The organism is Flavobacterium sp. RHBU_24 (assembly GCF_046613695.1).
GTDB lineage: Bacteria > Bacteroidota > Bacteroidia > Flavobacteriales > Flavobacteriaceae > Flavobacterium.
Genome location: NZ_JBKJHD010000002.1, coordinates 351,590 through 378,104, shown reverse-complemented (window position 1 = coordinate 378,104; position 26,515 = coordinate 351,590). Strand labels below are relative to the sequence as shown.

21 protein-coding genes and 1 riboswitch are annotated in these 26,515 nt (G+C 42.0%); of the genes, 9 read left to right on the top strand and 12 right to left on the bottom strand.

Annotated elements, in window-relative coordinates; genetic code table 11:
• The first annotated feature begins 280 nt into the window (after nt 1-280).
• Nucleotides 281-1,075, top strand: a complete 795-nt coding sequence (locus ACLI09_RS04185) for an EamA family transporter (RefSeq protein WP_411418327.1) — start codon at nt 281-283, stop codon at nt 1,073-1,075.
• A gap of 77 nt (nt 1,076-1,152) precedes the next feature.
• Here the strand turns inward: ACLI09_RS04185 and ACLI09_RS04180 are convergent, their stop codons facing one another.
• Nucleotides 1,153-2,742: a hypothetical protein gene (locus tag ACLI09_RS04180; RefSeq protein ID WP_411418326.1), complete on the bottom strand. Its 1,590-nt coding sequence runs from the start codon at nt 2,740-2,742 to the stop codon at nt 1,153-1,155.
• Nucleotides 2,743-3,014: 272 nt separating this feature from the next.
• Nucleotides 3,015-3,128, top strand: a riboswitch (SAM riboswitch).
• A gap of 144 nt (nt 3,129-3,272) precedes the next feature.
• Between ACLI09_RS04180 and ACLI09_RS04175 the strand changes: the two genes are divergently transcribed.
• The 4 genes from ACLI09_RS04175 (at nt 3,273) to ACLI09_RS04160 (ending at nt 7,286) form a co-directional block, all read left to right on the top strand.
• Complete coding sequence (locus tag ACLI09_RS04175) at nt 3,273-4,451, top strand: trans-sulfuration enzyme family protein (protein WP_411418325.1); 1,179 nt, start codon at nt 3,273-3,275, stop codon at nt 4,449-4,451.
• Between the two features lie 11 nt (nt 4,452-4,462).
• Nucleotides 4,463-5,698: a homoserine dehydrogenase gene (locus ACLI09_RS04170; RefSeq protein ID WP_411418324.1), complete on the top strand. Its 1,236-nt coding sequence runs from the start codon at nt 4,463-4,465 to the stop codon at nt 5,696-5,698.
• A 172-nt stretch (nt 5,699-5,870) separates the two neighbouring features.
• Entirely contained in the window at nt 5,871-6,458 is a 588-nt protein-coding gene (locus ACLI09_RS04165) for a phospholipid scramblase-related protein (protein WP_411418323.1), read from the top strand.
• 138 nt (nt 6,459-6,596) lie between these two features.
• On the top strand, nt 6,597-7,286 hold the full coding sequence (locus tag ACLI09_RS04160) for a hypothetical protein (protein WP_411418322.1): 690 nt from the start codon (nt 6,597-6,599) through the stop codon (nt 7,284-7,286).
• Between the two features lie 47 nt (nt 7,287-7,333).
• Here ACLI09_RS04160 and tpiA read toward each other — a convergent pair whose 3' ends face one another.
• The 7 genes from tpiA to ACLI09_RS04125 all read right to left on the bottom strand — a co-directional run bounded on the left by tpiA (nt 7,334) and on the right by ACLI09_RS04125 (nt 12,354).
• The gene (gene tpiA / locus ACLI09_RS04155; RefSeq protein WP_411418321.1) at nt 7,334-8,086 is read right to left on the bottom strand and encodes a triose-phosphate isomerase; all 753 of its coding nucleotides are present in this window, start codon (nt 8,084-8,086) and stop codon (nt 7,334-7,336) included.
• The gene (locus ACLI09_RS04150; protein WP_411418320.1) at nt 8,086-8,589 is read right to left on the bottom strand and encodes a TlpA family protein disulfide reductase; all 504 of its coding nucleotides are present in this window, start codon (nt 8,587-8,589) and stop codon (nt 8,086-8,088) included. The genes tpiA and ACLI09_RS04150 overlap by 1 nt, the downstream gene beginning before the upstream one ends.
• A gap of 56 nt (nt 8,590-8,645) precedes the next feature.
• The gene (locus ACLI09_RS04145; RefSeq protein WP_411418319.1) at nt 8,646-9,341 is read right to left on the bottom strand and encodes a hypothetical protein; all 696 of its coding nucleotides are present in this window, start codon (nt 9,339-9,341) and stop codon (nt 8,646-8,648) included.
• Nucleotides 9,338-10,414, bottom strand: a complete 1,077-nt coding sequence (locus ACLI09_RS04140) for an ABC transporter permease (protein ID WP_411418318.1) — start codon at nt 10,412-10,414, stop codon at nt 9,338-9,340. The genes ACLI09_RS04145 and ACLI09_RS04140 overlap by 4 nt, the downstream gene beginning before the upstream one ends.
• On the bottom strand, nt 10,411-10,608 hold the full coding sequence (locus ACLI09_RS04135) for a hypothetical protein (protein WP_411418317.1): 198 nt from the start codon (nt 10,606-10,608) through the stop codon (nt 10,411-10,413). Before ACLI09_RS04135 ends, ACLI09_RS04140 begins: the two co-directional genes overlap by 4 nt.
• Nucleotides 10,609-10,612: 4 nt before the next feature.
• A complete protein-coding gene (locus ACLI09_RS04130; RefSeq protein WP_411418316.1) occupies nt 10,613-11,728 on the bottom strand; it encodes a DoxX family protein in 1,116 nt (371 codons plus the stop codon).
• Between the two features lie 83 nt (nt 11,729-11,811).
• Nucleotides 11,812-12,354 (bottom strand): DUF1599 domain-containing protein, encoded by a 543-nt coding sequence (locus ACLI09_RS04125; protein ID WP_411418315.1) that lies wholly within the window; start codon nt 12,352-12,354, stop codon nt 11,812-11,814.
• Between the two features lie 52 nt (nt 12,355-12,406).
• On the opposite strand from ACLI09_RS04125, the gene folP reads away from it, so the two are divergent.
• The gene (folP, locus tag ACLI09_RS04120) at nt 12,407-13,228 is read left to right on the top strand and encodes a dihydropteroate synthase (protein ID WP_411418314.1); all 822 of its coding nucleotides are present in this window, start codon (nt 12,407-12,409) and stop codon (nt 13,226-13,228) included.
• Between the two features lie 253 nt (nt 13,229-13,481).
• Here the strand turns inward: folP and ACLI09_RS04115 are convergent, their stop codons facing one another.
• The gene (locus ACLI09_RS04115) at nt 13,482-17,402 is read right to left on the bottom strand and encodes a choice-of-anchor I family protein (RefSeq protein WP_411418313.1); all 3,921 of its coding nucleotides are present in this window, start codon (nt 17,400-17,402) and stop codon (nt 13,482-13,484) included.
• A 232-nt stretch (nt 17,403-17,634) separates the two neighbouring features.
• Complete coding sequence (locus ACLI09_RS04110) at nt 17,635-18,189, bottom strand: fasciclin domain-containing protein (protein WP_411418312.1); 555 nt, start codon at nt 18,187-18,189, stop codon at nt 17,635-17,637.
• A 139-nt stretch (nt 18,190-18,328) separates the two neighbouring features.
• Between ACLI09_RS04110 and ACLI09_RS04105 the strand changes: the two genes are divergently transcribed.
• Together ACLI09_RS04105 and ACLI09_RS04100 are read left to right on the top strand one after the other, a co-directional pair.
• Nucleotides 18,329-18,643, top strand: a complete 315-nt coding sequence (locus tag ACLI09_RS04105; protein ID WP_411418311.1) for a hypothetical protein — start codon at nt 18,329-18,331, stop codon at nt 18,641-18,643.
• The gene (locus ACLI09_RS04100; protein WP_411418310.1) at nt 18,643-19,704 is read left to right on the top strand and encodes a Shedu anti-phage system protein SduA domain-containing protein; all 1,062 of its coding nucleotides are present in this window, start codon (nt 18,643-18,645) and stop codon (nt 19,702-19,704) included. Before ACLI09_RS04105 ends, ACLI09_RS04100 begins: the two co-directional genes overlap by 1 nt.
• 70 nt (nt 19,705-19,774) lie before the next feature.
• Here the strand turns inward: ACLI09_RS04100 and ACLI09_RS04095 are convergent, their stop codons facing one another.
• Both ACLI09_RS04095 and rpsA read right to left on the bottom strand, forming a co-directional pair.
• Nucleotides 19,775-20,926, bottom strand: a complete 1,152-nt coding sequence (locus tag ACLI09_RS04095; protein WP_411418309.1) for a Gfo/Idh/MocA family protein — start codon at nt 20,924-20,926, stop codon at nt 19,775-19,777.
• A gap of 154 nt (nt 20,927-21,080) precedes the next feature.
• Nucleotides 21,081-22,862: a 30S ribosomal protein S1 gene (gene rpsA, locus ACLI09_RS04090; protein ID WP_411418308.1), complete on the bottom strand. Its 1,782-nt coding sequence runs from the start codon at nt 22,860-22,862 to the stop codon at nt 21,081-21,083.
• 338 nt (nt 22,863-23,200) lie between these two features.
• Here rpsA and ACLI09_RS04085 point away from each other — a divergent pair, with 338 nt between their 5' ends.
• Entirely contained in the window at nt 23,201-26,500 is a 3,300-nt protein-coding gene (locus ACLI09_RS04085; protein WP_411418307.1) for a T9SS type B sorting domain-containing protein, read from the top strand.
• Nucleotides 26,501-26,515 lie beyond the last annotated feature (15 nt).

The window sequence follows — 26,515 nt, the reverse complement described above, 5'->3', positions numbered from 1 at the left end:
AGTTTCTCAAATTTAAGCATAAAGCCTAAATGATTGGCTTATTGTATTAAAAAATAAGGCACTGGCATTTAATGATGCAGGAAATAGATTTGTTAACTAAATTTATTACAAAAATAATTACATAATAATTGAAATATCCCCACTTATCTGTATTTTTGGGGACATAGGCCTGACCTCCTATATTGTCTTAATAATCCAATATACAAAAATGTTTTACCTTGTTTTAAGCATATTATGCAGCGTATCCGTAGGCATAATATTTAAAACGGCACGCTGCAACATGATCCGCAACACACAGATTATTTTCTGTAACTATGCGGTCGCACTGCTTTTGTGCTACCTTTTTTTCGCCCCTAAGCCTTCGGTATCTCTCTTCCAGGCTCACTGGCCGGTATATGTGCCGTTGATGATATTACTGCCCTCGGTATTTATATTCCTGGCCGCATCTGTAAGAAAAGTGGGCATAGTGCGTACCGATGCCGCCCAGCGCCTCTCGCTGTTCATCCCCATATTAGCCGCATGGTTTATTTTTAAAGAAAATTTTACCCCTTATAAAGTTGCAGGCCTTATTATCGGCTTCCCTGCACTGGGGCTTATACTGGCAAAAAAATCAACTGCCAGCAATAATGCCGGTACATGGTTATTTCCAATAGTAGTGTTATTAGGCTTTGGAATAGTAGATACACTATTTAAAAAAGTAGTTACTTTTAGCGAACCCAACTATACCACCTCGCTTTTTATGGTATTTATAGGTGCTATAATCATCACCTTTTTTGCAATGCTGTACGAAATTTTCATACTAAAAAAAACAAATTTCAGTATTATGAACATTGCCTATGGGGCACTGGTAGGCATCTTTAATTTCGGTAATATTCTTTTTTACCTACAGGCCCATCAAGAATTTTCAAATAATCCCAGCACCGTTTTCGCAGCCATGAACATGGGCGTTATCGTTACCGGAAGCTTAGCCGGGGTGCTTATTTTTGGCGAAAAGCTAAGCCTTAAAAATTATGTTGGTATCGTGCTGGCACTTTTGGCTATTGTGTTTATAGCGCTTTCGCAGTTGTATGCGTAGAGGTTATAAAAGAGAGGTTTGAAAGACATATTAAATCAAAAGCCCCGCTGTTGCGGGGCTGTAAATGAAGTCAGTTATTAAACGGAGCCTGATTTAGTAAAGGATACCAAGGCAAAATTTTCAGATGTATTATTAGCATAATCTAATTTTACAAACGTTGCCATTTCTCCCGCACTTAAATTTAACTGGGATTTGCCCCCCAGGAACAAACGGCTACTGGCACCAAAATATATAGAATCAGTAGCCCTTACGGTAAGGTATTCGCCGGTATTAAGCCTGGACTCAATAGCTGTATACCCGTTGATACCGGCCAGATTTGTATTAACCAGCCTGTTTGCACCCACGTTTAAAGTAATGCCACTGGTTATTTGCGGAATATTATTCGTTTTATCAAGGCGCTGATCGGAAAAAATATTATTTGCTAAATGAACTCCTCCGGTAGTACTATTGCTCATCGTTACCAGGAATGCTAATCCTGAATCAATATTATTAGGATTTGAAACCGTTATGTAGTTGTTTGTGATAGATACAAAAGACGTAGTTATCGAAAAACAGTGTCCATTTTTGATATTATTAGGTGCAGATAAAGATCCAAACCCAGCGGCATTGGCAAAACGGCTGTTAGTAATGGTTATAGCCTTACAGGTGGGCCTGGTTGTGACAGCTACCCCCAGGTTCTCAAACCAACAATTGTCTATAGTAACATTCTCGGCATATTCCATGTATATCCCGTAATTGCCATCCTGAAACGTACTATTTATAAAAGAAGCCACCGCAGTGGTAATACTTGTACTATTTTGTATATAAACGTTGTGCCCTAATGACCATGTTGCCGTTGTGGTGTTGTAAAAGCCATCAAACTGGCAGTTAAGGAACGTGTGCTGCCCGTTTTGCCCAATCATTTTCAATGCGTGGGTAAAATCACTATTTTTAAATACACGTACGTTTTCAAAAATATTAAACTGGTTTGGTAAAAGGTAGTTTCCGCCGCCTTTTAATACAATGCCATCACCTTTAAATAATTTTACCTGGATGTTCTTAAAAGTAGAATACCAAAGCCCCCCATGAGTTGTATTAGGGTTTTGAGGATCTTCGCCCTTTGCTTCCAGATTAAAGCAGGTTTTACTTGTTCCCTCGCCAAGACAATGCAGGTTTGATACATTTACAAAAACTGGGCCTCTTTCAATCTCAAACATACCCACGGCGCTACCCTGCCCATTACAATGCAAACGGGTTTCTTCCAGCGATTCTCCCATAACATTTACTTTATGTTTCAGGGTCAGTGAAGATATAGTATAATCTCCATTAGGTATAAAAACTGTAGCTCCTTTTACAATACTTTGCAAAGTATAACTTATAGAGTTTAATGCCGCAAAGTCAATTGCCCGCTGGATATGCAACGTATAATCGCCACCAAGTCCAAAAGCCCCGAAAAATTTTACATTAATAAAATCTTCATACTGCCTTACCCACCTTCCGGTATTGTTTCCTGTTGCCTGGATAATAGTACCATTATTATCTATGGCATAAACCCCGGTTGTAAAAGCAGCATCCGTACTCCAGATAAACATTCCCCCACCGCCATCTCCGGCAGTTGTATGCCCTTTTACATAGGCTGTCTGTGCACTAATACCAACAGTAGCACGTAGTGCCGTTAAATTTGACAATTCAGTCATTTTATAAAATAAAAAAACAAATCTTTTGACATTTTGCCTGGCCAGGCTATGACACTGCAAATATAAGACTTATTTCTTATATAAGAAAAAATATTACATCTATTTTAATAACCTCAGAAACAATATCATGAAAACAATCATTATAAAATATTGAAAAACAATAATTTATAACAACAAATCTAAACAGAAAAAAAAATTATCAAAAAAAGTTTGGAAAATAAAAAACTTGTGCGTTACCTTTGCTGCAAGTTCTTCAAACATTATTCTTATCCAGAAAGACCGAGGGAATTGACCCAATGACGTCTTGGCAACCTGTCCTGCATTAGTGTATGATAAGGTGCCACATTCAACCACGCTTAGGTGTGGATAGATAAGTAAGAAAAAGCAAATAAATATTTAGATATTATATGCCTTTCTGACTTGTCGGGAAGGCTTTTTTTATTTAGGCCTTTTTCCGATATACTGGCTTCGAATAGTTTTTGAGAAACAAAAATGTTTAACAAAAATTAAAATCGGAAAAAATGAAAGAACAAACTGCTATCCTGAACAACCTGCCTATCGACCCATTGACCGGAAGTATTTCGGTGCCTATTTACCAAACCTCAACATTTGTACAGGAAGCCCCGGGCGTACACAAAGGTTTTGACTATGCCCGCAGCAACAACCCTACACGTAAGGTGCTTGAAGATACCATTGCACAACTGGAGAACGGTACTAACGGCTGTGCGTTTGCCAGTGGCCTTGCCGCAATTGACGCGGTTATAAAACTGCTGAGCGCCGGCGACGAAGTCATAGCAGTAGATGATATTTACGGTGGCGCCTTCAGGCTGTTTACCCATGTATATGAAAAATTTGGCATCAGTGTAAAATATGTAGATACTACAAACGCACAAAACGTAGCGGATGCCATTACCGATAAAACAAAACTTATCTGGATAGAGTCGCCTACTAACCCTACCCTTAAAATATCAGATATTGAAGCTATTGCAAAAATCGCTAAAGCTAACAATGTACTGCTTTGCGTAGACAATACCTTTGCTTCGCCAATAGCGCAAAAGCCGCTTAACCTGGGTGCAGACATTGTGGTGCACAGTGCCACAAAATACCTATCGGGCCATAGTGACCTTATTGCAGGCCTTGTGGTTACCGCAACAGAAGAGCTGGGAGCCAAAATAAAATTCATACAAAACGCGTCGGGTGCCATACTTGGGCCGTTTGACAGCTGGCTGGTTATCCGCGGTATAGAAACTCTTAGCCTGCGCATTAAAGCCCATGCCGAAAACGCCCAAAAAGTAGCGGAGTACCTGCAAAGCGAAAAACTGGTTAAAAATGTATACTACCCCGGGCTTGCCACACACCACAACCATGATGTGGCTAAAAAGCAGCTTAAATTCTTTGGCGGCGTTGTAACCTTTGACCTTGTTATTGACGATAAAGAACTTGCCTCAAAAATAGTTTCAAGCACTAAACTGTTCAAGCTTGCAGAAAGCCTTGGCGGGGTTAAAAGCCTGTTGTGTTTGCCGTGCGAAATGACCCACAAATCTATCCCCGCAGAAAAACGCTACCAGGCCGGTGTTACCGACAGCCTTATCCGCCTCAGCGTGGGCCTTGAAGATGCAGATGACCTTATAGACGACCTTAAACAGGCATTTGCCCTTGCGGTAAATGTTGCTGTAGAAAATGAAGCCGTAACTGCATAACTATAAAGTCAATGTCAAGAAAACAATTAAATATAGGCCTCTTTGGTTTCGGTTGCGTAGGGCTTGGCCTGTATGAAGTACTGCAAAAAAGTCCGGCACTTAGGGCAAATATCAGGAACATCTGCGTTAGGGACAAAGACAAGCCGCGCACTATAGGTGCTGAAAATTTTACCTTTGACAAGAACGACATCTTAAACGACGAAAGCATTAATGTAGTGGTTGAGCTTATTGATGATGCCGACGCGGCCTTTGAAATAGTGTCGGCAGCATTGAGAAAAGGTAAGGCTGTAGTTAGCGCCAATAAAAAAATGGTGGCCGAGCACTTTACCGAACTGCTGGAGCTGCAACGCGAGTATAATGTGCCGTTGCTGTATGAGGCCGCAGCCTGTGCCAGTATGCCCATCATCCGTAACCTGGAGGAGTATTATGATAACGACCTGCTGGAATCGATAGAAGGTATTGTAAACGGCAGCACCAATTACATATTGACAAAAACATTTAGCGAAAACCTTAGCTATGCTGATGCCCTTAAACAAGCGCAGGATCTTGGCTTTGCAGAAAGCAACCCAATTTTAGATACCGGGGGCTTTGATGCTAAGTATAAATTACTTATATTGCTTGCTCATGCATTTGGCTACATTGCCACGCCTGCCGATTTGTTTAACATAGGTATAGACAATATAGGTGAACTTGAACTGAAGTACGCTAAAGAGAAAGGCTTTAAGATAAAACTTGTGGCACAGGCCTACAAGGCAGCGGATGGTTCACTCTCTGCTTTTGTGATCCCTAAGTTTGTAACACCCGATGACCGCCTCTATAATGTAGACGATGTGTTTAACGGAGTAATTACAAAAACAAGCTTTGCTGATACCCACTTTTTTGTAGGGCGCGGTGCGGGTGCCTACCCTACGGCTTCGGCAGTTTTGTCTGATATATCGGCGTTGAGCTATGAGTATAAATATGAGTATAAAAAAATATACCGGGAAGAAGACGTAAGGCTAACCAATGAGGCCGAACTTAAAGTGCTGTTAAGGCACCGCAGGGAAGATGCAGAATTGTTTAAATTACATTTTAGTACGGTAGAAGAAGCCTATACAAACCACGACTCCGGGTACATAACCGGTAATATAACGCTGCAAAGCCTTAAAGCGTTGCAGGAAAAACACAGCGGCGAAATTTCGTTTATCCTTATTAATGTGGTAACCGAAACTGAAAAAGCGGCTGCGGCGCAGGTAGTCTCTGCATAACAAACAACGGATTTTCTTTCAACTATTTTCCAACTCGGAAGGCCCCAAGCCACAAACAGGGGCCTTCCTTTTTTTTGAATTATGTTAATTAAAAAATCGATATAGCTATTTTTTGCAATGTGATTTTATATAAATTAGTCAAAAATTTTTAATAACCAATAAAAAACCATTTATGTCTAATTTCTTTGATTCAAACACGTATTTTATCGACGAAAAAGTAAACATGTTCAAATTTGAAAACGAATATAAGGTATACGGTGAAAACGGTGAACTTATAGGCGCTATAAAACAAAAGCTTACTACAGGCCAGAAAGTACTGCGCCTGTTCCTAAAGAAACCAATGCTGCCATTCCTGCTTGAGATACGCAATGCAGAGGGAGGCCTTGAAGGCACCATTTCCCGCGGATGGACATTCTGGATGTCTAAGATTGTAATTGCTGATGCTAACAATACCCCAATAGGTATTATTAAGCAGAAATTTAAATTCTTTAAACCCACATTTACAATTTTCACCGATTCTGAAGTGCAGCTTGCGCAAATTACCGGTGACTGGAAAGCCTGGAACTTTGTAATTAAAGATGCTAACCAGGCTCCTATAGGCGCTATCTCTAAAAAATGGGCCGGAGCCGTAAAAGAGCTTTTTACCACTGCAGATAAATATAACGTTACCATTAGCGGAGATGTAACCGACAAAAAAAGTAAAGCGGTTATTATTTCTGCGGCCATTACTATTGATATGGTTTTGAAAGAGAGTAAATAAGGTACTGAGGTGCTAAGACACTCAGAAACTCAAGATAAAGAAGCGGGTCAATTTTGTGTTGAGCCGCTTTTTTATTAAAAATCACCATTAGTGGGTATTGACATTATTTATGGAAAAACATAGATTTATGTCCAAAAAATGGAATCACCACAATATAAATCATGGATAAAACACAGTAGTCTAGTTATAGTAATATTATGTATATGGCAAATTGGCGCATATTTGTTACGTAATTATGCTTTGAATAATGGATATAAAATTTTAGCCACAACAGAAAAGAATATTCAAATACAAGAAAATGGAATTAGCCATTTATCGGTTTTGAAAAAACTAGACAAACTAAAAATTTTAAATTTGTATAGAGAAATAAATAATCAAAAAGAAAAACATAAATTAAGTTTCCTAACCTTCTATCCTTATCATTTTACTTCTTCAGCTCTTCTATTAATAATTTCATCAATATCAGTTATTCTCATTTTTATAACTGCACAAAAAGGCATAAATAATATTAATGAATATGGAAAAACAATATTCTTTACTTTTGCCTCACTGGCATCATTTTATGCACTGTCACCACTTGTATTTAAAGTTGAGGCCAATAGTTCCAGCAATTTAAAAAAATACATTTTGTATGATAATTTACTGAACGAAATTTACAATTATGCTATCACTTATCCGGAAAATACACCAGACGGTGAAACTATAACAGTCAATCAATTTCATAACTCTGTTATACAACAGATAAATACTATAAACAATATAGATGCAGAATTCGATTATAAAATAATACCCACACCAAATTATGGCTTAAGTGGTGAAAAAAAATAAAAAGCGGCTCCAATTGAGCCGCTTTTCAGTATTTATAAAACAATAAATTACTGTATGCCATTTACTATAGCAAGGAAATCAGCAGCTTTAAGCGCCGCGCCACCAATAAGGCCGCCATCTACATCCGGCTTGCCGAATATCTCCGCTGCATTATCCGGTTTTACACTGCCTCCGTATAGGATAGACGTTTCTTCTGCTACAGCCGGGCTAACCGCTTCGCTGATAAGGTTACGGATAAACGCGTGCATTTCCTGTGCCTGCTCAGGGCTTGCAGTTTCGCCTGTACCTATTGCCCAAACCGGCTCATAAGCAAGCACTACACTGTCCCAACCAGATTGTGCGATATGGAAAAGGCCTTCACGAAGCTGGCTTTCAACCACATTAAAGTGGTTACCGCTCTGCCTGTCGGCAAGTTCTTCGCCAAAACAAAATATAACGGTAAGGCCGTGAGCCAGCGACGTATCTACTTTTTTTGCAAGAAGCGCATTGGTTTCGCCAAAGTAGGCACGTCTCTCTGAGTGGCCTAAAATCACAGTGTTTACCTTAGCGCTCTTAAGCATGTTTACCGAAACTTCGCCGGTATAGGCGCCGCTTTCTGCCTGGTGCATGTTTTGCGCAGCCACAATAATATTGGTACCATGTGTTTTTGCTACTGCGGTAGTAAGGCTCACAAAGCTTGGGGCCACCACAATTTTAGCAATTGTCTCGGGCGTGTTAGCAATCAGGTCATCCAGCAAAGCTTCGGTCTGCTGAAGGTCGTTGTTCATCTTCCAGTTTCCTGCAACGATCTTTTTTCTCATTATTGTAGGGTTTTTAGTGTATTGATCAGTTTTTCGTCGTCGGCCTCTATAGCCCTGAACAACGCTATTTTTCCGGTTTTATCTACTACCATATAGCGTGGTATCCAGTCCAGCTTTATGTCTTTAGCAAATTCGCCTTCTTTCATGTTCACGCCCACGTGGTAATTTTCACCACCTTTGGTATTAAACGATTCTATACCCGCTTTCCATTTGTCGTCAAACTTATCATACGACAGGAACAGGTACGAAACATTGGGGAACATCTTTTGCAGGTCGTGCACTTTAGGCATTCCTTTTTTACAGTCCGGGCACCATGATGCCCAAACATCGATAACCACAACCTTGCCTTTATATTTGGCAAGTATGTCTTTAAAGGCTACTTCTTTTCCGTCAACCGAAGTCATTTTCGACTCAAGGGCGGCTTTGCCAAAAGAAGTCTTATCCTGCGCCTGTGTACATGCAACCATAAACAGTAGTATAGGCAGTAAAAATAGTTTTTTCATTTTAATATATAGTTAATTGTAGCAAATTTACAACATCACGCGTAACAAAAATGCTATTATCTGATTTTAATAACATTGCCGTTCTCGTCAACCAGCTTGTCTCCGTAAGGCTTTAATATATATTGCCTGTTCGCTTTTTCAACCAGTTTGTATTGGTTACTAAATGTATAAGCCACCATTTGTGGCGAATGCAGGTTAACCCCGGAATAAAAGGTGTTATCATCATTTTTTTCCAAATCGAAGCTGGTAACATGGCCGGTAAAAAGGCTGTCAGGTACTTTATAAGATACCGATAGCGGTTCTTCTTCAACACGGCAGGCCTTCTTTTTTTCAACATCAAACGAATACAGGTAATTCCTGCTATGCCCATACGTGTGGCCAGTTCTTACATAAATAAATGGCTTCCCAACAACAGTAAGCACCTCAGCACCAATCACATAATTATCTCCCAAACCATCATCTTCAGTTAATGTAAGCAGGGTGTCTTTAACTTTATCCTGCTTAATGTATACAACAAATTTTTCGGTTGCAGACTGGGTTATATTGTAAAAGTCATAAACAATATCCATATCCCCTATCCTGCCTACGCTTTCACCCATTTGCGGTTCAGGCTTTATATGCTCATGTAGTTGTTCAGGCTGCTGCACCTGCACACTAACGGTATCATTCTTTTCAGGTACCGACGCCGCTTCTTTCTTATTGCATGAAATTACTGTAAGCACCGCAATAGCGAATAAGGTACCCTTTATCATGACAACCGAATTTTAGGATCCAACCATGCGTAAATAACATCTACCAGTATATTGATAACCACAAACGTGGCGGCTATGATCAGTACACTGCCCATAATTACGGGCAGGTCGAGTGTGCTGAGCGCCTCTACCACCTGTTTGCCCAGGCCATTCCAACCAAAGATGTATTCTACAAACACAGCCCCGGCAAGCATGCTCGCAAACCAACCCGATATGGCGGTAACCACGGGGTTGAGCGCATTTTTAAGCGCGTGTTTTGTAATAATGCGCCTTTCGCTAAGGCCCTTTGCACGCGCGGTGCGGATGTAGTCCTGCCCCATTACCTCAAGCAATGAGTTGCGCATCAGCTGTATGACCACACCCAGCGGACGTATGCCCAACACTATGGCAGGGAGGATAATATTTTTCCATTGAATGTGGCGGCCTTCGCCAAAATCATCTACCTCATAGAGGCTGCCCGTCATGTCGAGGTGGGTATATTCATGAAGTAAAAAACCAAATACCCAGGCAAATAATATGGCCGCAAAAAATGACGGCAGGCTCATACCCAGCGTACTTACCAGTGCGATGAGCCTGTCTACCCATGTGTCTTTATACATGGCCGAAACGATGCCCAGCACCACCCCTACCGCTATGGCAATGAGTATGGCAAAGCAGGCCAGCACCACGGTATTGGGCAAGGTATCGCCTATTATCTGTGTGACTTTCTTGCCGCTTTTCTGGAAGCTTTCACGCAAATACGGCGCTTTTAGTACGGTTGTGGTACTGCCAATAGTAAACAGCTTGGCAGCGGTATACTTGCCCTCCGCCAGATACGTGTAATCATCCGCATTGGTACTGTGGAATGATACCGGCGAAAGGTCGTTCAGGTAATAAAAATACTGGGTACTTACCGGCTGGTCAAACCCATACTTTTTTTTGATGAGCGCCAGCTGCTCGCTGTTCTCGTTCTGGTCGAGCATCATGCGGGCCGGGTCGCCGGGCAATACGGTAAACAAAAAGAATATAACCGTTACCACCCCAAACAACGTAAGGAGTGCGTAACCGGTTTTATTTAGAAAGTAACGTGTCAATTTTTGTTGCGCTTCTGCTCTTTAAAGTAGTTCCACAGATACACGCCGTTTATAACCATAGAGGCCACCATCAATGCAGACCCCACCCATCTTAGCAGGCTTACATAATCTGTTTTGTCTGACTTTACATAAACAATCATCCCCAAAATAAATAGTACATTACCCAGCAACACTAACGGAAATCGCTTTTGCATTTGCTTATTTTTTTAGTTCTTTCATCAGGGCGGCACCGGTAAACTTGTTACCTTCTATGCCCTCCCATTCTTTAATAATGTTTCCGTTCCACAGGTACAGTACACCGGGGGTATCTTTACTGTTGCCTAACAGCTTCCAGAAGCTTACCACATCAATAACCTTATACGGGTACTGCGCACCGGCTTCGGCAAAGAAATCCGGAATTTTCTCGGCTTCCTCGTCCATAAAAATGATGCTCATTTCCGGGAAGTCTTTATTCTTTTTGCGCAATTCTGTAAGCTGTTTTGCGGCATCGCGGCAATGGTCGCAGCCTGGTACAAACAGGGCTATTATTTTTTTGCCTTTATCCGCATTCGCGAAAAACTGGCTGTAAACCGATTTCTTTTGCGCCGGGCCTTGTGCAGCAGCTGGCGGTGCCGCTTTCGCGGGAGTTGCAGTAGTTGCTGGTGTAGGCGTTGTAGCTGGCGTTGCGGCAACCGGCGTTTGCGGTTGTGCTACATCACTGGTTATTACCGTATCAGTGGTGCTTGGTGCGGTGTCAAGGGCAGCTTCCTCAGGTATTGGGCCTGTAGGTTCAAAAGTCATAGGCGTTTGAGGCTTTATAGGCGCTAGCAGGTACACTAATAGTATTGATGCCACGGCGATACCGATAACCAGCCAATAATTTTTGCGGTCGCTACCGGCGGGCAGTAGTTTGTATAGCCAAAACAATAAGCCCACAGTAACTATATTTTTAAATACAGACTCAAGCGGTGTCATGGGCAGCAATTCGCCAAAGCAGCCGCAGTTGCCCGAGTTGCCTCCGCTAAAAATAGTCAGCAACAGGTGCGCTATAAAAACAACCAAAAGCGCTATGGTAGCGGGGATTACAATTTTCCGAAGGTAATTAGGCTGCAACAGCAAAAGCCCTAAGGCTATCTCCGCCCCTATAAGCGTGCGCGACAGGTATACCGCAAGCCCTTCAGAAAAGCCAAGCGGCACGAGCTGCTTCATCTCAAAAGTAGAGATGGCAAAGTAGGGCGACGGGTATAATTTGGCTACTGCCGAAAACAGGAATAAGAAGGCTACAAGCCCCCTGAGTATGTATGAAATGTTTTGTTTTGTGCTGGTATTTTCCATTTTCAAAAATTAGTTTAGCTCAAAAATAAGGCATAATGCAATGCCTTTTGTTAATAAGTTGTTATTGAACCCCATCCCTGCATTTACTGCGCAAACCCCAGGTGTATCAGGGCGAACACGGCATAATTTAGCATGTCCTGGTAGTTGGCATCAACGCCTTCACTCACCAGGGTTTTCCCCTTGTTGTCTTCAATCTGCTTTACGCGCAGCAGCTTTTGCAGTATCAGGTCGGTTAGCGAACTTACGCGCATGTCCCTCCAGGCCTCGCCGTAATCGTGGTTTTTAGCGAGCATCAGGTTTTTAGTGAGCAGTACCTTTTCGTCATACAGGCGGGTGCCGGTATCGGCGTCAAGGTCGGGCTGTGTGGCAATGCCCAGTTCCATTTGTATGAGCGCCATTAATGAGTAGTTAACAATAGCAATGAATTCGCCCACTTCCCCCTCATCAACCATACGCACCTCATTTTCCTGCAGGCTGCGTATGCGCTGGGCTTTTATAAAGATCTGGTCGGTTAGCGATGGCAACCTCAGTATGCGCCAGGCAGCGCCGTAGTCTTTCATTTTTTTGATGTACAGCTGCCTGCACTCGGCTATTACCTTGTCGTATTCCTGGGAGGTGTTACTCATTTAAGTAGTATCTTTGAATGAAATTTTTCCAAATGTACTAAAAAATCAGCTTATGTACATCAATTGCAAAGGCCGGCTTATCGACCTCAACCGCCCTAAAGTTATGGGTATTTTAAATGTGACGCCCGACTCGTTTTTTGACGGCGGAAAGTATGCCAACGAAAAGGAACTGTTAGCCCAAACCGAGAAAATGCTTACTGACGGTGCCACGTTTATCGACATAGGTGCGTACTCCAGCAAGCCAAATGCCCCTTTTGTAACCGAGGATGAAGAAACAGCACGCATAGTACCCGTAGTGGGACTGGTGCTGAAATATTTCCCTGATACACTTATCTCAATAGATACCTTTAGGGCTAAAGTGGCCGAAGCCTGCATAAACAGCGGGGCAGCGATTATTAATGATATTTCGGCAGGGATGCTGGATGATAAAATGCTCGAAAGTGTTGGTAAACATAAAGTGCCTTATATCATGATGCACATGCGCGGCAACCCGCAAACGATGGTACAGCTGACGGACTATGATGACATCATACACGATATGCTTTTTTACTTTAGCGAAAGGATAGCCGCTGCCAAAACGCACGGCATTGACGATATTATAATTGACCCTGGCTTTGGCTTTGCTAAGACATTAGAGCAAAATTATGAAGTGATGGGAAAGCTGGAACTTTTTAGCCAGATTACAGGCCTGCCCCTGCTGAGTGGTATTTCTCGAAAATCGATGATCTATAAACTGCTGGGTACTTCTGCACAGGTAGCGTTAAACGGTACTACGGTACTTAATACTATTTCGCTAATGAAGGGCGCGAAGATATTGAGGGTGCATGATGTTAAGGAAGCACTTGAAGCGGTGAAAATTTTTGAGCAGTTATAATTTCGAAAAAAGCTGTATCAAAAAATTTCCTGAAGAAGTTGCCACGAAATCGAAAAGCCGCATCAGGAAAAACAGTTTTTGATTTATCTTCCACACCACCCATTGACTTTGCAGGAATTCTCCACTTTATTTCCCACTATAGTGCAATATAGTGGAAGACTTTTGCGCAAAAAGTGTAACAAAAAAAATACCGCCCAGGAGGGGCGGTATCATTTTTTCCGGACGGAAAAAAATTAAAAACACGAAACTAACACTATTTTACGATAAGTTTCTTTACAATGCCTTCGCCTGTTTTTACCAGGTAGATACCAGCCGAAAGGCTGTGGGTATCGATTGTCAGGGCCTGTTGTTTAGAAAATATCAGTTTGCCACTAAGGTCATACACATCAATATCTGCTACGCGGTTAAAGTATACCACATCACCCTGAGACGGGTTAGGGAACATAACAAACGCTTTTTGCTGCGGTGTGAATTCGCCTGTACCAAGGTTTGTAGTATCAACCGCAAAGATGGTAAGCGTACCACTAATTTCGTTAGCTACAATTACATAAGGATATTCTGTAGGGCTATCATCATTATTGATGTAGATGATACCTTCCGGGCCGTTATCGCCACCGTAAGCAGAAACCGTACGGCTGTTTTTGTAATCGGCAAATTTTACATCATTAGGGTTGGTAACATCATATACCATTACACCACCTATACGCTCAAGGCTTATAAAGGCAAATACCTTACTACCTATGTGGGCTACCGTAACTCCTTCCGGTTCCGGGCCTTTTGCACGGCTGCGGCTCTTAAAGCTGTTGCTTTCGCTGTCTGAGTTAAACAGGCTGCCTATTGCGGCATTTGTAGCGGTATACAATTCAAAATCATCGCCACTGTCGTAAACAAGCTCTTTTGTATCAGCATTGAAGATTGAGAATGAACGCGAACCTACTGCAAAGATTTCGTCATAAGCAGTACCGGCCTCATTTTTACCATCAAAAGATGATACCCTGAACCTGCCCGCGTTAAATGTTTCCTTAAGCAGTTCTGCCTGCGGGAATGCTGTAGGGTCAAGCACATAAGTAGAAGCACCTATTGTAGTACGTTCTACAAAACCGTCATATTCCTTTTCGTCACCCTCATTAGCGGTAACAATATAGTTAACACCACCTACAGTATAGGTTGCAGCGCCATCGGGCATATAATAGGTTTTTATGGGCCAGTTGGCAATAAGTACCTCACCGTTATTGTCTGATATATCAAAACCGTTACCCGGCAGGCTCATGTCTTTAGTACCAAGTGCCCATACATCCGTAATAGTACCGGTAGCAAGGTTAATCTCTGCAACGGCGTTGTTTTCCTGAAGCGTTACCCATGCTTTTTGAGAATCGGCAGATGTAGTGATATACTCCGGCTCAAAATCCTGAGACATGGTACTTGTAAGTTTAAGCTTGCGCACTCCTGAAGCTAAAAGTGCAGCTTCAGCTGGGCCATTATAAGCCGTGAATAAAAGCGTATTTACATTAGCCTGCGTAAGCGCAGGGATACCGCCGCTTATGTCGATAATACTTACCGAACCTTCAGGGTCTACCGAGTAGTTTGCACTTGGCTGTCCTTCATTTGCTGTAAGCACTTTAGTACCATCCGGCGTGAAAGAGATATTATCAGGAAGTGCGCCTACAGTAACCTGTTTAAGGAATGTACCATCGGTATCAAAAAATACTACCGAACCGTTTTCCTGCTCATTAGCATTAGGCGAAGCCACAGCTACCACACCGTTTTTAACGGCAACGCTGGTAACACCACCGTAAACGCTCATATCGATAGAGTCGACCGTTTGCGGAGCCTCAGGGTTAGAAAAGTCTACGATATCCAGCCTGCCTTCAACAGCGCTTGTAGCAAAAAGCTTTTGGCTCGCAGGGTCATAGGCCACAATTTCGCAGGTACTGTCGTTATTGCCCGATGGGTCAAAACTTCCTACGTAATCTAAGGTTATAGAAGCATCCGGTTGTGGAACCACTACATCATTATCTTTGATATAAACCGTTGCGAATGTGTCGCCATCAATAGTAAGGCCGGTAGGGTTTTCAAGGCTTAATACAAAATACTCGGCGTGCTGCTCTGCAACCTCATCGTCAATTACAGGAATTGAGATGGTTTGTGTAAGCGTGCTTGTACCGGTAAATGTAAGTGTTTGTGTAGCAGGAAGCGTAAAGTCGGCATTAACAGTCGCTGTGCTAAACGGTGTCGGCTTTACCACAAGATTTACCGAACCTGTAGCAGGGTTAGCAAGATTAATTACAAAGCTTATAGTACCGTCACCTTCAGAAGCTACAACAAATGTTTCGGCAAATGAAATACTGGTGTTGTAGTCAAAGCTAAAGGTATACGGGCACGCCATGGTAAGGCCTGCCTCATCAGTAACGTTGTTTACCGTAAGTTCATATTCTGTACCGGCTGCAAAAGCTGTACCGTAAGTAAGTGTTACGGTGTTACCGGCAAGCGTTGCTGTAGTAAGCCCGTTTACACCTGTGTAATTTGCCAGTGTAGCGGCAGAAGCAGCATTAAGTTCGTTGTTAAATACAACCTGTATTGTAGTACTGTTAACCACAGTTACGTTTTGTACAGCAGGCGAAGATGGGAACGCCCATGAAGGCCAGGTTTGGGCAGCTGTACCTGCATCGGCGCCTACCCAGTTTGCAGGATTGAATATTGCCGCTTTAAGCTGGGCAACGGTACCGGTTTGTATACCGTTATAGTATGCGTTTACCGTATTTGCAGCCACATTGCCCGGAGCCGTGCTAAGGTTAGCCGCCGAAATAAGGTCAACAAGGCCAAGTGGTAGCATAGAAGCGCTGCCACTGCATGAAGTATTTACGGCAAGCCATCCGTTTGAACTTAGGGCTGTAATATAATTTGGGGCAGCAGCCGTTCCTGTATAAACCATAACCTGGTCGCCGCCGGAACTAAGGCCAAAGCCATTACCTGTTAAAGCACCCGTGTTAGCTACAAGCGCACTTGTTTGAATTGTTATAACCGAACCAGCAGGAAGGCATGTTGTAGCCGTCCATACAAAACCACCTGCACATTGCGCCTGTACGTTTGTAGTATATTTGGCATCAGTAAAGTTGATAAATGTACCCTGTGCAATATCTACAAAAGTTACAAGGGCAATCTGGTCTTCCGTATCGGTAGCGTTCATACGGTAAGCTATGAAAGCCATATCTCCGGCGGCAAACTGTGTTTGTACCGCTATAGTAGTAAATGTAGCCGACACCGCTGTTGTAACCGCGTTATCGCTTGTATCTTCAACAACGTTTGGCATCAGCGTTACATAATACTGCTGCCCATTAAGCAGGGCCGCTGCCGGTGTAACTGTAATTACATTAGCAGCAAATGCAGCGGTAAAGGGAACCACGGTTCCGTTAGCATCGTTTAAGTGAAGCGCTACAAGTGCAGCAACGTTAGCATTTGTTATGGCATCATTGTTTATAAGGCGTACGTTTTCGTTAAACGTAATTGTTATAGGTGTATTAACCGCTACGTTTGCAGCGTTGTTAGCAGGCAAAATTACAACTCCGGGAGCAGTAGTGTCTTCTGTGCCTTCTGCCGGTGTAGCTGTAAGGGTAACGTTATCAAAACGGTTGTTGCCTTCAAGCCCGCCAATACCCTGTTCAAAAGCTACTTTAATTTTAAAGTTAGCATTGTTATCCGCACCGGCTATTGATGAAAAATCAAGCGTTATAAGTTCAGGGGTAGTAGCTACCGGGTTAATGGTTTGAAAAGCCACAAATGTAGTACCGTCTATTGAATATGACCAGTTTTGAATACTGGCGCCCTGATTAGAACGGCGTGTAGTAAATTTAACCATTGCATCCTGGTAACCTGTGGTAGGCAGTGCAAAAACAAGTTCGCCGTTTATAGGGTTATTAAACCTAAGGTGTGCACCGGCCACATCTGCACCCTGTGCGTTAAGATTGGCAACGTCAAAATCCTGGCCCGTACCGCTTAAAAATTCGCTGGAAGTGCCAAGGTTTGGGGTAATTGTGGCCCCGCCGACTGTTTGAGTAGGAATAGCGAAATCAGTAGTGTTAAAATTCCAGTAGTGCAATAGTGTTTGCGCGCCTGCTGCATTTACAGTAAGCAAAACACCAACTACGAGGAGTGCTTTTAAATAGTTTTTAATCATGGTTTTGTAGTTATAAGAATAGCCGCAAAATTCTGCTATTAATGTTACACTACCTTTAACTAAAAAACAAAGCTATATTAACATCAGCTTATCAATGTTTACACAACGTAAACGTTTGCTTAAAAACAAAACGACTTATTTAACCGTAAATTTAAATAAAAATAACCCCATCATTAAAATAAAACGATGGGGCTAATCAGCACTTATTTCCGAACCCTGTTGTGTAATACTTTTATTTTGGCATTAATACTGTATCAACCACATGAATTACGCCGTTGCTCTGGTTAACATCAGCAATCGTAACTTTAGCTTTACCGCCTTTTTCGTCTATTACCCAAAGGTCTTTGCCATCCATTTTAAACCAAAGCTTGCCACCCTGCACAGTTGTAGCCTCGTAGCTGCCTTTACCTTTTTTAATGGCGGCCATAATATCGGCACTGCTCCATTTACCAGCTACTACATGGTAGGTTAGCACGGTGGTAAGCATTTTTTTGTTCTCCGGTTTAAGCAGTGTTTCTACGGTACCTTTTGGCAGTTTGTCAAACGCGGCATTTGTAGGGGCAAATACGGTAAAGGGGCCTTTGCCGCTAAGGGTTTCTACAAGGCCTGCTGCTTTTACGGCTGCAACAAGCGTAGTGTGGTCTTTAGAGTTTACGGCGTTCTCTATAATGTTTTTGTTAGGGTACATGGCCGCGCCACCTACCATTTTAGTTTGTGCAGTTACCGCACCACCCATTAGCATTGTAAACACTACTAAAGCTGTAGCTAAAATTTTTGAAGTTGTCATGATCTGTTTGTTAAAGATTATAGTGGCATTTACGCCAATACACAAACCATGGTTTTTTTAGTACGGGAATTTTGGGTAATTTTTAACTTTTAATTTTTTGAGATAACTAATTATCAGTAAATTTATTAAAAATATACAAATGGAAGTAATTGATATTTTAAAGTTAGCAATAGTTCAAAAGCGGCAAATTAGCTACGAATATGAATTGGAAGGGAAAGCAATAGGTATCAGATTTGGAAATCCTCATGCGATTTTCATATCTAAAGCTGAAAATATAAATATAGATATTTATAAAAACGGTGGAGTACGCAGTTGCAAGAAGCCTATTCCGGATTGGAGACAATATAAAGTTAAACACATAAAAAATGTATTTATTCTTGAACAAGAATTTGTTGAAGCAAAAGGATATAATCCTAATTCAATTCAATATTCACGAGTAATAGCTAAAATATAATGAGCGTTCCATTTCACAAAGAAATTTTCTCAAATGATAAAGTGAGGCTTTTTATCAACTACGGAGGAATCGATGATACTAATACCACTAACAAAGAAAATATCTCTTTATCAATATATGCTGTCAATATCAAGACTCTAGAACCTGTATTCTCAGAAAAATTAAATTTTGAACAAATAAAGACTTTATACAACCATTTAAATAGTGTCTCAATTATTAGTGGTGAAAGTTACACCACAAGTGAGTTTACAGAGATAACAGATGATATTGCAGAAATAATGTCGATGATAAAACATATTGATGTTAAATCATTAAAATCATTATTCGAAAAGATAGACCATAATGAAAAAATAGATTTGTTATTAAAAGCATTAACTGAAAATGAAATCCAAAATCTACATGCTACGATTCGACAAAATAATCACCGGAAGGCACTAACAAATTTAGCACAACTACTTGATTTAGAAGAAAAACATAATATTATTGACGAAATAAAATTCCATACAAATCTTATAGAATATAAAGCTGGTCAACCTGAAAAAATTTTTCAAAATTGGATAGAACATAATCTATGGACTCTTGGTATAGATTATGTCAAAAAACACCCAGCAAGATTAATAAGTCTAGAATCCGAAAGTGACCTAATTATGGAAACTACAGATGGTTTTATTGATTTAATTGAATTAAAAAGGCCAAATTTAAAACTATTTAAATATGATCTCAGTCACAAATCATACTTTCCTTCAGTAGATTTATCTAAAGCATTAGGACAATGTTTATTATACCTTAAAGCGCTTGATGAATATAAATTAAATTTAGAGCGAACACATAAATTCAGATTACTAAGGCCAAGGATTAAGATTATCATTGGAAGGTCCAAAAGCTTTAGTGATGAGGAATATGAGGCGTTAAGAATGCTAAACTCAACCCTTAATCACATCCAGATAATTACATACGATTATTTACATATGTGTGGCGAAAATATAATATCTTATTATAGTGAGGAAATAGACAAAGTAATCAAGCACAATGATATTGTAACACTATCTACAATGTCCTAATAGGATTACAATAAGTAACATATCAAAAACCTCCGTATTGCTACGGAGGTTGTTATGATAAAGATTACTATTAAAGCACCACACGCTTGCCTGTTCGGGCGGCTTCATAGATAGCTGTGATGATGTTCATATCCTTAAGGCCCTCCTCACCCGTAATGTGCGCCGGCAGTTTTTTGTTTGCAAGGATAACGCTGCCAATACCGTCAAGCTGCGCCTGCTGGTGGTTTACAATTGGGAGATCCAGTTCACCCTTAGATGTTTTTCCTTTAAGGGGGCCATAGCTCATTGCCGGGCTTAATTCAAATGTACCGCTATCGGCACTGGCATACACCCGGTCTATAAAATACCCGTATGATGTGGTACAGTTAGCTATTGCACCTCCGGGGAATTCCATTTGCCATGAAATTGTTTCCTCAACCTGTTCAAAACGCTTAGGGTTATTAACAGGGCCAAACTGTGCTGTTACCGCTACAGGTTCAAGGCCCTGTACGTAGCGGCTTGCCTGTATACAGTAAATACCCAGGTCCATTAGCGCGCCACCGCCCGCAAGCTCTTTGTTAAGCCGCCATTTTCCGTGGTCGTTAAAGTCTATGGTTTCATTAATTTTTGAGGTATCGTATGTTTTATAGGCAAAGCTGGCCTCTACAAGTCGCACGGGGCCAAAAACTTTATCCTGGCCCAGCCTTTTTATTTCCATATTATGGGGTTCGTAATGCAGGCGGTAGCCCACAGCCAGCTGCACCCCGGCATCGCTACAGGCTTTTATCATTTCCTTACAGTCCTCCACAGAGGTAGCCATTGGTTTTTCGGTAATAACATGTTTGCCCGCCTTAGCCGCACGAATGGTAAACTCTTTGTGCATGCTGTTAGGCAGCGTTACATAAACAAGGTCAATATCTTTATTAGATAGTATCTTATCAAAATTAGTATAGTTGTATATGTTCTTTTCGGCGATATTATATTTGGCTTTCCACTCTTTAGCTTTTGCGGGTGTACCGGTAACTATGCCGGCAAGGGTACAGTATTGCGATGTTTGCAGTGCCTTGGCTACCAAATTGCCATAAATACCCAGGCCGCACACCGCTATATTTAGCTTCTTGCCTTCGTAGGGCAAAGCCTCATCCGGCGGGACAATAAATGAGGGCAACGCATTTAACACGGCTGCCGACCCCAGGCCTACTCCTAACTTGTTTACAAAATTCCGTCTTGATATACTTTTCATGATTTATGTTTTTTTGTTTATGGAGTTCCAAGGTAAGAAAAAAGTGCAAATTTTACATTTAATTATTAATCAAGATGGAAAGTTTTTAAAATCCATAAAAAAACCTCCGCATTGCTGCGGAGGTTCCTGTATTTAAAAATGGGATGGATGATAATTAGTTACCGTCTTTTTCCATTCTTTCTTTAAGTTCTGCAAGTGCATCAATATCACCCAAGGTGGTTTTCTCCGCATTGTTGCTTGAAGAGGCCGTGTTATTGTTGTTATCAGACTGGCTGTTCCTGAAATTCTTCTCTTCCTCATCTTTAAATGTAGCAGTATGAGAAGCTACAACACGCTTGAACTCTTTATTGAATTCAATAACTTTAAATTCAGCAGATTCGCCTTTTTTAAGTTTTTTACCGTCTTGTTTCTCAAGGTGGCGTGAAGGAATAAACGCAACGATATCGTCGCCAAATTCTACAGTAGCACCTTTATCAACTATTTCAGCAATTTCGCCTGTGTGAACCGTACCTACTGCAAAACTGTCCTCATATTTATCCCAAGGGTTAGCCTGAGTTTGTTTGTGGCCAAGAGATAGTTTGCGTCCGTCTACATCAAGCTCAAGCACTACTACATCAAGAGTATCGCCTACGCTTACAAACTCACTTGGGTGTTTTACTTTCTTAGTCCATGAAAGGTCTGAGATATAGATAAGTCCGTCGATACCTTCTTCAAGTTCTACAAACACACCAAAGTTAGTAAAGTTACGTACAATACCTTTGTGTTTAGAACCTACAGGATATTTAGAAGTAATGTCGGTCCAAGGGTCTTGTGAAAGTTGTTTGATACCAAGAGACATTTTACGGTCATCCCTGTCAAGGGTAAGTATCACCGCTTCTACCTCATCACCCACTTTTACAAAATCCTGGGCAGAACGCAGGTGCGTAGACCAAGACATTTCGCTTACGTGGATAAGGCCTTCTACACCTTCTGCAACTTCTATAAATGCACCGTAGTCTGCAATAACCACTACTTTACCTTTTACTTTATCGCCTACTGCAAGGTTAGCGTCAAGCGCATCCCAAGGGTGTGCGTTAAGTTGTTTAAGGCCAAGCTGTATACGTGTTTTCTCGTCGTCAAAGTCAAGTATAACCACGTTAAGTTTCTGGTCAAGCTCCAGTACTTCACTTGGGTGGTTAATACGGCTCCAGGAAAGGTCGGTAATGTGGATAAGCCCGTCAACACCTCCAAGGTCGATGAATACACCGTATGAAGTAATGTTTTTAACAACACCTTCAAGTACCTGGCCTTTTTCAAGCTGGCCGATGATTTCTTTTTTCTGAACCTCGATATCCGCTTCAATAAGCGCTTTGTGAGATACAACAACGTTTTTAAACTCATGGTTGATTTTCACAACTTTGAATTCCATTGTTTTATTTACATACTGGTCGTAATCCCTTATAGGTTTTACATCTATCTGAGAACCCGGAAGGAATGCCTCGATGCCAAAAACATCTACAATCATACCGCCTTTAGTCCTGCATTTAACAAAGCCGTTAACAATTTCGCCGGTTTCATTAGCGCTGATAACCCTGTCCCAAGCCTTAATAGTACGTGCTTTCTTGTGAGAAAGTACAAGCTGGCCTGATTTGTCTTCGCGAACGTCAATAAGTACTTCTACTTTGTCGCCCACTTTAAGGTTAGGGTTGTAGCGAAATTCATTAAGCGAAATAACACCTTCAGATTTTGCGTTGATATCAACAATCGCATCCCTGTCAGTAATCCTCATTACGGTACCTTCTACTACTTCGTCACTGTCTGTTGAAATGAAAGTCCTTTCAACAAGGTCTTCAAATTCTTTCAGGTTGCTTTCATCTACCGGGTCAATACCTTCTTCAAAGTTATGCCAGTTAAACTCCTGTAAAAATTCTTCGTTCGTTTTTGTTTGTTCAGACATGTCTGATCCTTAAAATTTGTATCCTGTGTTTTGCGGGGTCATTAGGTATAAACAAAACAGCAGAAGCGTTTTACATAAAAATTGTTGTATATATCCCTTTACGTAACCCATTATACCGAAAAGGTGTGCAAAAGTACAACTATTTTAATGATTTACAAACAATTATTATTCAAATCACCAGTAAGGGGCTAATAAAACTTTACAATAGTAAATATTTTGTTACAAAAATAACTTTTTGGGAAAAATTAGCAATACAGTGTTTTTCATAATTTATTTTTAATACCTTAGAAACCGGAAAAGAACTTGAAATTAAGTTAGGTAACAACTTAATTTTTATTATGATTATCTCAGTTTTAAAAAGTTTTTATGAGGCTACAGCGCCATTGAAAAAAAGTGCGGCTTTATTGTTTTTGCTTAGCTTTTCAATAGTATGCAGTGCGCAGGATTTTACATTGCAGGTTTCGGTAACTCACGAAAACTGTGCGGGTAACGGCATGCTTAGTTTTAGCGTAACGGGCGCCGCACCGGCACCACCGGTAAACTACAAAGCAGTGCGCCTGCCTGCCACCACGGTGGCCGATGGTACTGCTACAACTGTAAACAACCTGCAGGCAGGCACCTATACCGTAACAGCCACACAAACAGTAAACGGCATTACCAGTACTGACCAGGTGCAGGTAGTTATAGAAAACCAGATAGTACCCCTTACCTATACCGTAAGCGGCCAAAAGCCCATTTGCGGTAATGACGGTATGCTTATGGTAAACGTAGTGACCGGCAATGCCGTAACTTACGAAATAATTTCGGGGCCGGTAATGGCAGGGCCGCAGGCTTCAAACATATTTACAGGTGTACCCGCAGGTTTTTATATGATACGGGCGGCTAACGCCTGCGGTTCGGCGCCGGTGGTATCGTTTACACTGTTTTCAGATGCGGTAGACTTAAACATAAGCAATTCATATTTTCCCGGTGAAACCCTGCCCGCGTGCGACCTCATAAACATAGCAAACGTTATATCGCCAGCTACAAACGTACCGCTACAATATCCTATAACAGCCTATTATACTATATATCCGCCCGATGGCAGCCCCCCCGTGCAGGTACCTGCCGTGATGGAATCGGGAGACGGCACCCAGGCGCTGTTTTCGGCAACCATACCTTTTTATTACCAAACGCCTTATGACTGCCAGATTACAGTAACCGACCGCTGCGGAAATACCTATACCAAAACCACCGAAGCAAATGTGGCCATGCAGGCTGCAATATTGTTTGATAAAGACGGGTGCGGCAAAAAAATGATGATTTCACTCTCAAAATTTGTAGCCCCGTTTACCATTACCTTCACGCAGTTACCATCTCCGCCTGTGCTTGACCCTGTAGCGCTAAATGCAGCCTACCCGGGCCCGTTTTATAGTGCTGTTAACCAGTTTGGCGGTGAAGAAGACGAATTCCCTTTAGGAATCTACGAAGTTTCTATAACCGATGCCTGCGGCCGCACCGCGATAGGCCAAACAGAACTTATACCGCCGCCGCCGCCCATAGCAATTGAAGTAGGTTCAAATAACGACTGCCTTAATAACCTGGGAGAAATAGAAATTATAACACCCCCTAATACCATTGTGGAAATTACCATAGTAGATGGGCCGGATGAATATATCCCTGACCTTCCGCAGGATGTGTTTGCGTATGTAAATGGCGATGAAGGCCTTGCCATGACGGGTATGCCACCGGGCACATATTTTTTTGATATAGTTGATGAATGCGGCTTAATTTATGACAACGTACAGGTTGATGTACCTGAATATTCTGACAGTGGCATAGTAGGCCTTCAACGGCCTGATTGCACACCGGGCCTGGGCAGCGCCATGCTGGGCTCACAACTTACCGAAGCCATACTGCTTGATGCGCCGGTTGCCTATACCCAAAACTTTCCGCAGGACCTTACCGCTAATATTGCCGAAGACGGTAACTTATACCTTGAGGCATTGCCGCCCGGCCCCTACAAATTTAAGCTTACCAGCCCCTGCACGGGAACGGCAGAAAAACTCGTTAACGTTACAGGCAACGAGGTAACCCAAAACGATTTTATTTATACTCCCTATTGTGGCTCGTTTGATCTCGAGATACAGCATGTGGGTACTGCAAATGCCTCAGTTCAGTTTTGGCTGCAAAAAGAATACGGCCCGGGTACCGGCATCTGGGGGCATCCCGATGGCACTACACCCTATGATGGTACCGTTATTAATAACCAAAATTCGCGTGCCGTACAAAACAATGCCGTTAACTATAGCCTTATTTATCCTACTGGCCGCTACCGTGTTTTAAAAACCTTTAAAGCATTTAGCCCATCAGAAGAATCAGGGCTTAAAACCTGTTATTTAGAAATTTTTGACTTTGAATATTCTAACGGGCTACAAGTTGTAGGGGTAGAAAGCCTTACCTGCGGTGGTGGTCCTACTGATGTAGAGATAAATGTTATAGGCGTATCACCCATGACCTTTACAATCGTTAAAAAAGATGGGCTTACTGTAAATATACCCAATGGAAGCAGCAATATATTTACAGGTTTAGACCCGGCGCTCTACACCATAGAAGTTAGCGACCCGTGTTCAAACATTGAAACATTTTCGTTTAACATAGCCGACCTTCCCCCACCGGTAACTGCCTATCCGGCACCTGGATTTGAAGAATGCGACCCCGAAGGAGACGGTATGCAGACCTTTAACCTTTCTACGCAAAACAGCGCCATACTGGGCACCCAGGATGCATCACTCTTAAACCTTACTTACCATGCATCGCTTGCGGATGCTACCCAGGGCATAAACCCACTGCCTGTAACCTTAACTACAGGAACAACAACTGTGTATGCAAGAGTTGAAGTAGCGGCTAACCCTACACTTTGCTACGCCATAAGCAGTTTTGGTATTACAGTATACAGCAAGTTTGAACTTAATATAGATGATGTTGTGCAGGGCTGCGAGGGCGAGCCTAACGAAATAAACGCCGGGGCAGGCTACAGCAGCTACCTGTGGTCTACCGGCGAAACCACACCTGCCATCTATCCTGACCATTACGGCACTTTTGATGTAACGGTAACCGATGCAAATAACTGCACTGCAACAAAAACCATTATGCTCTCTACCACCGCTGCTCCGGTTATTACCGAAATAGACATAAACGACTGGACAGACAATAATAATATAATAACAGTACAGCTTGCGCACTTTGAAGGTTCTATGGAAGATGTGGAGTTTTCTATAGATGGTATAACCTGGCAGGGCAGCAACGTTTTTACCGGGTTACCTCCCGGCAAATACTATATTTATGCACGTGACAGGCGCGGATGCGGCGACGCCGATCCGTTCAGCACCTTCCTGCTTACCTACCCTAAATTTTTTACGCCAAACGGCGACAGCTATAACGAAACCTGGCGTATTAAATTTTCCTCGGCTGCAGAGCCTGATATGATGGTTTATATTTACGACCGATTTGGCAAGCTCATCACAGGTTTTGATGCAGGCAGCCCCGGCTGGGACGGCACCCTAAACGGCACCCTGCTGCCCAGTACAGACTATTGGTTTGTGGTAAAAAGGCAAAACGGTAAAGAATATCGCGGACATTTCTCGCTTATACGTTAAATTAACAAAATATCA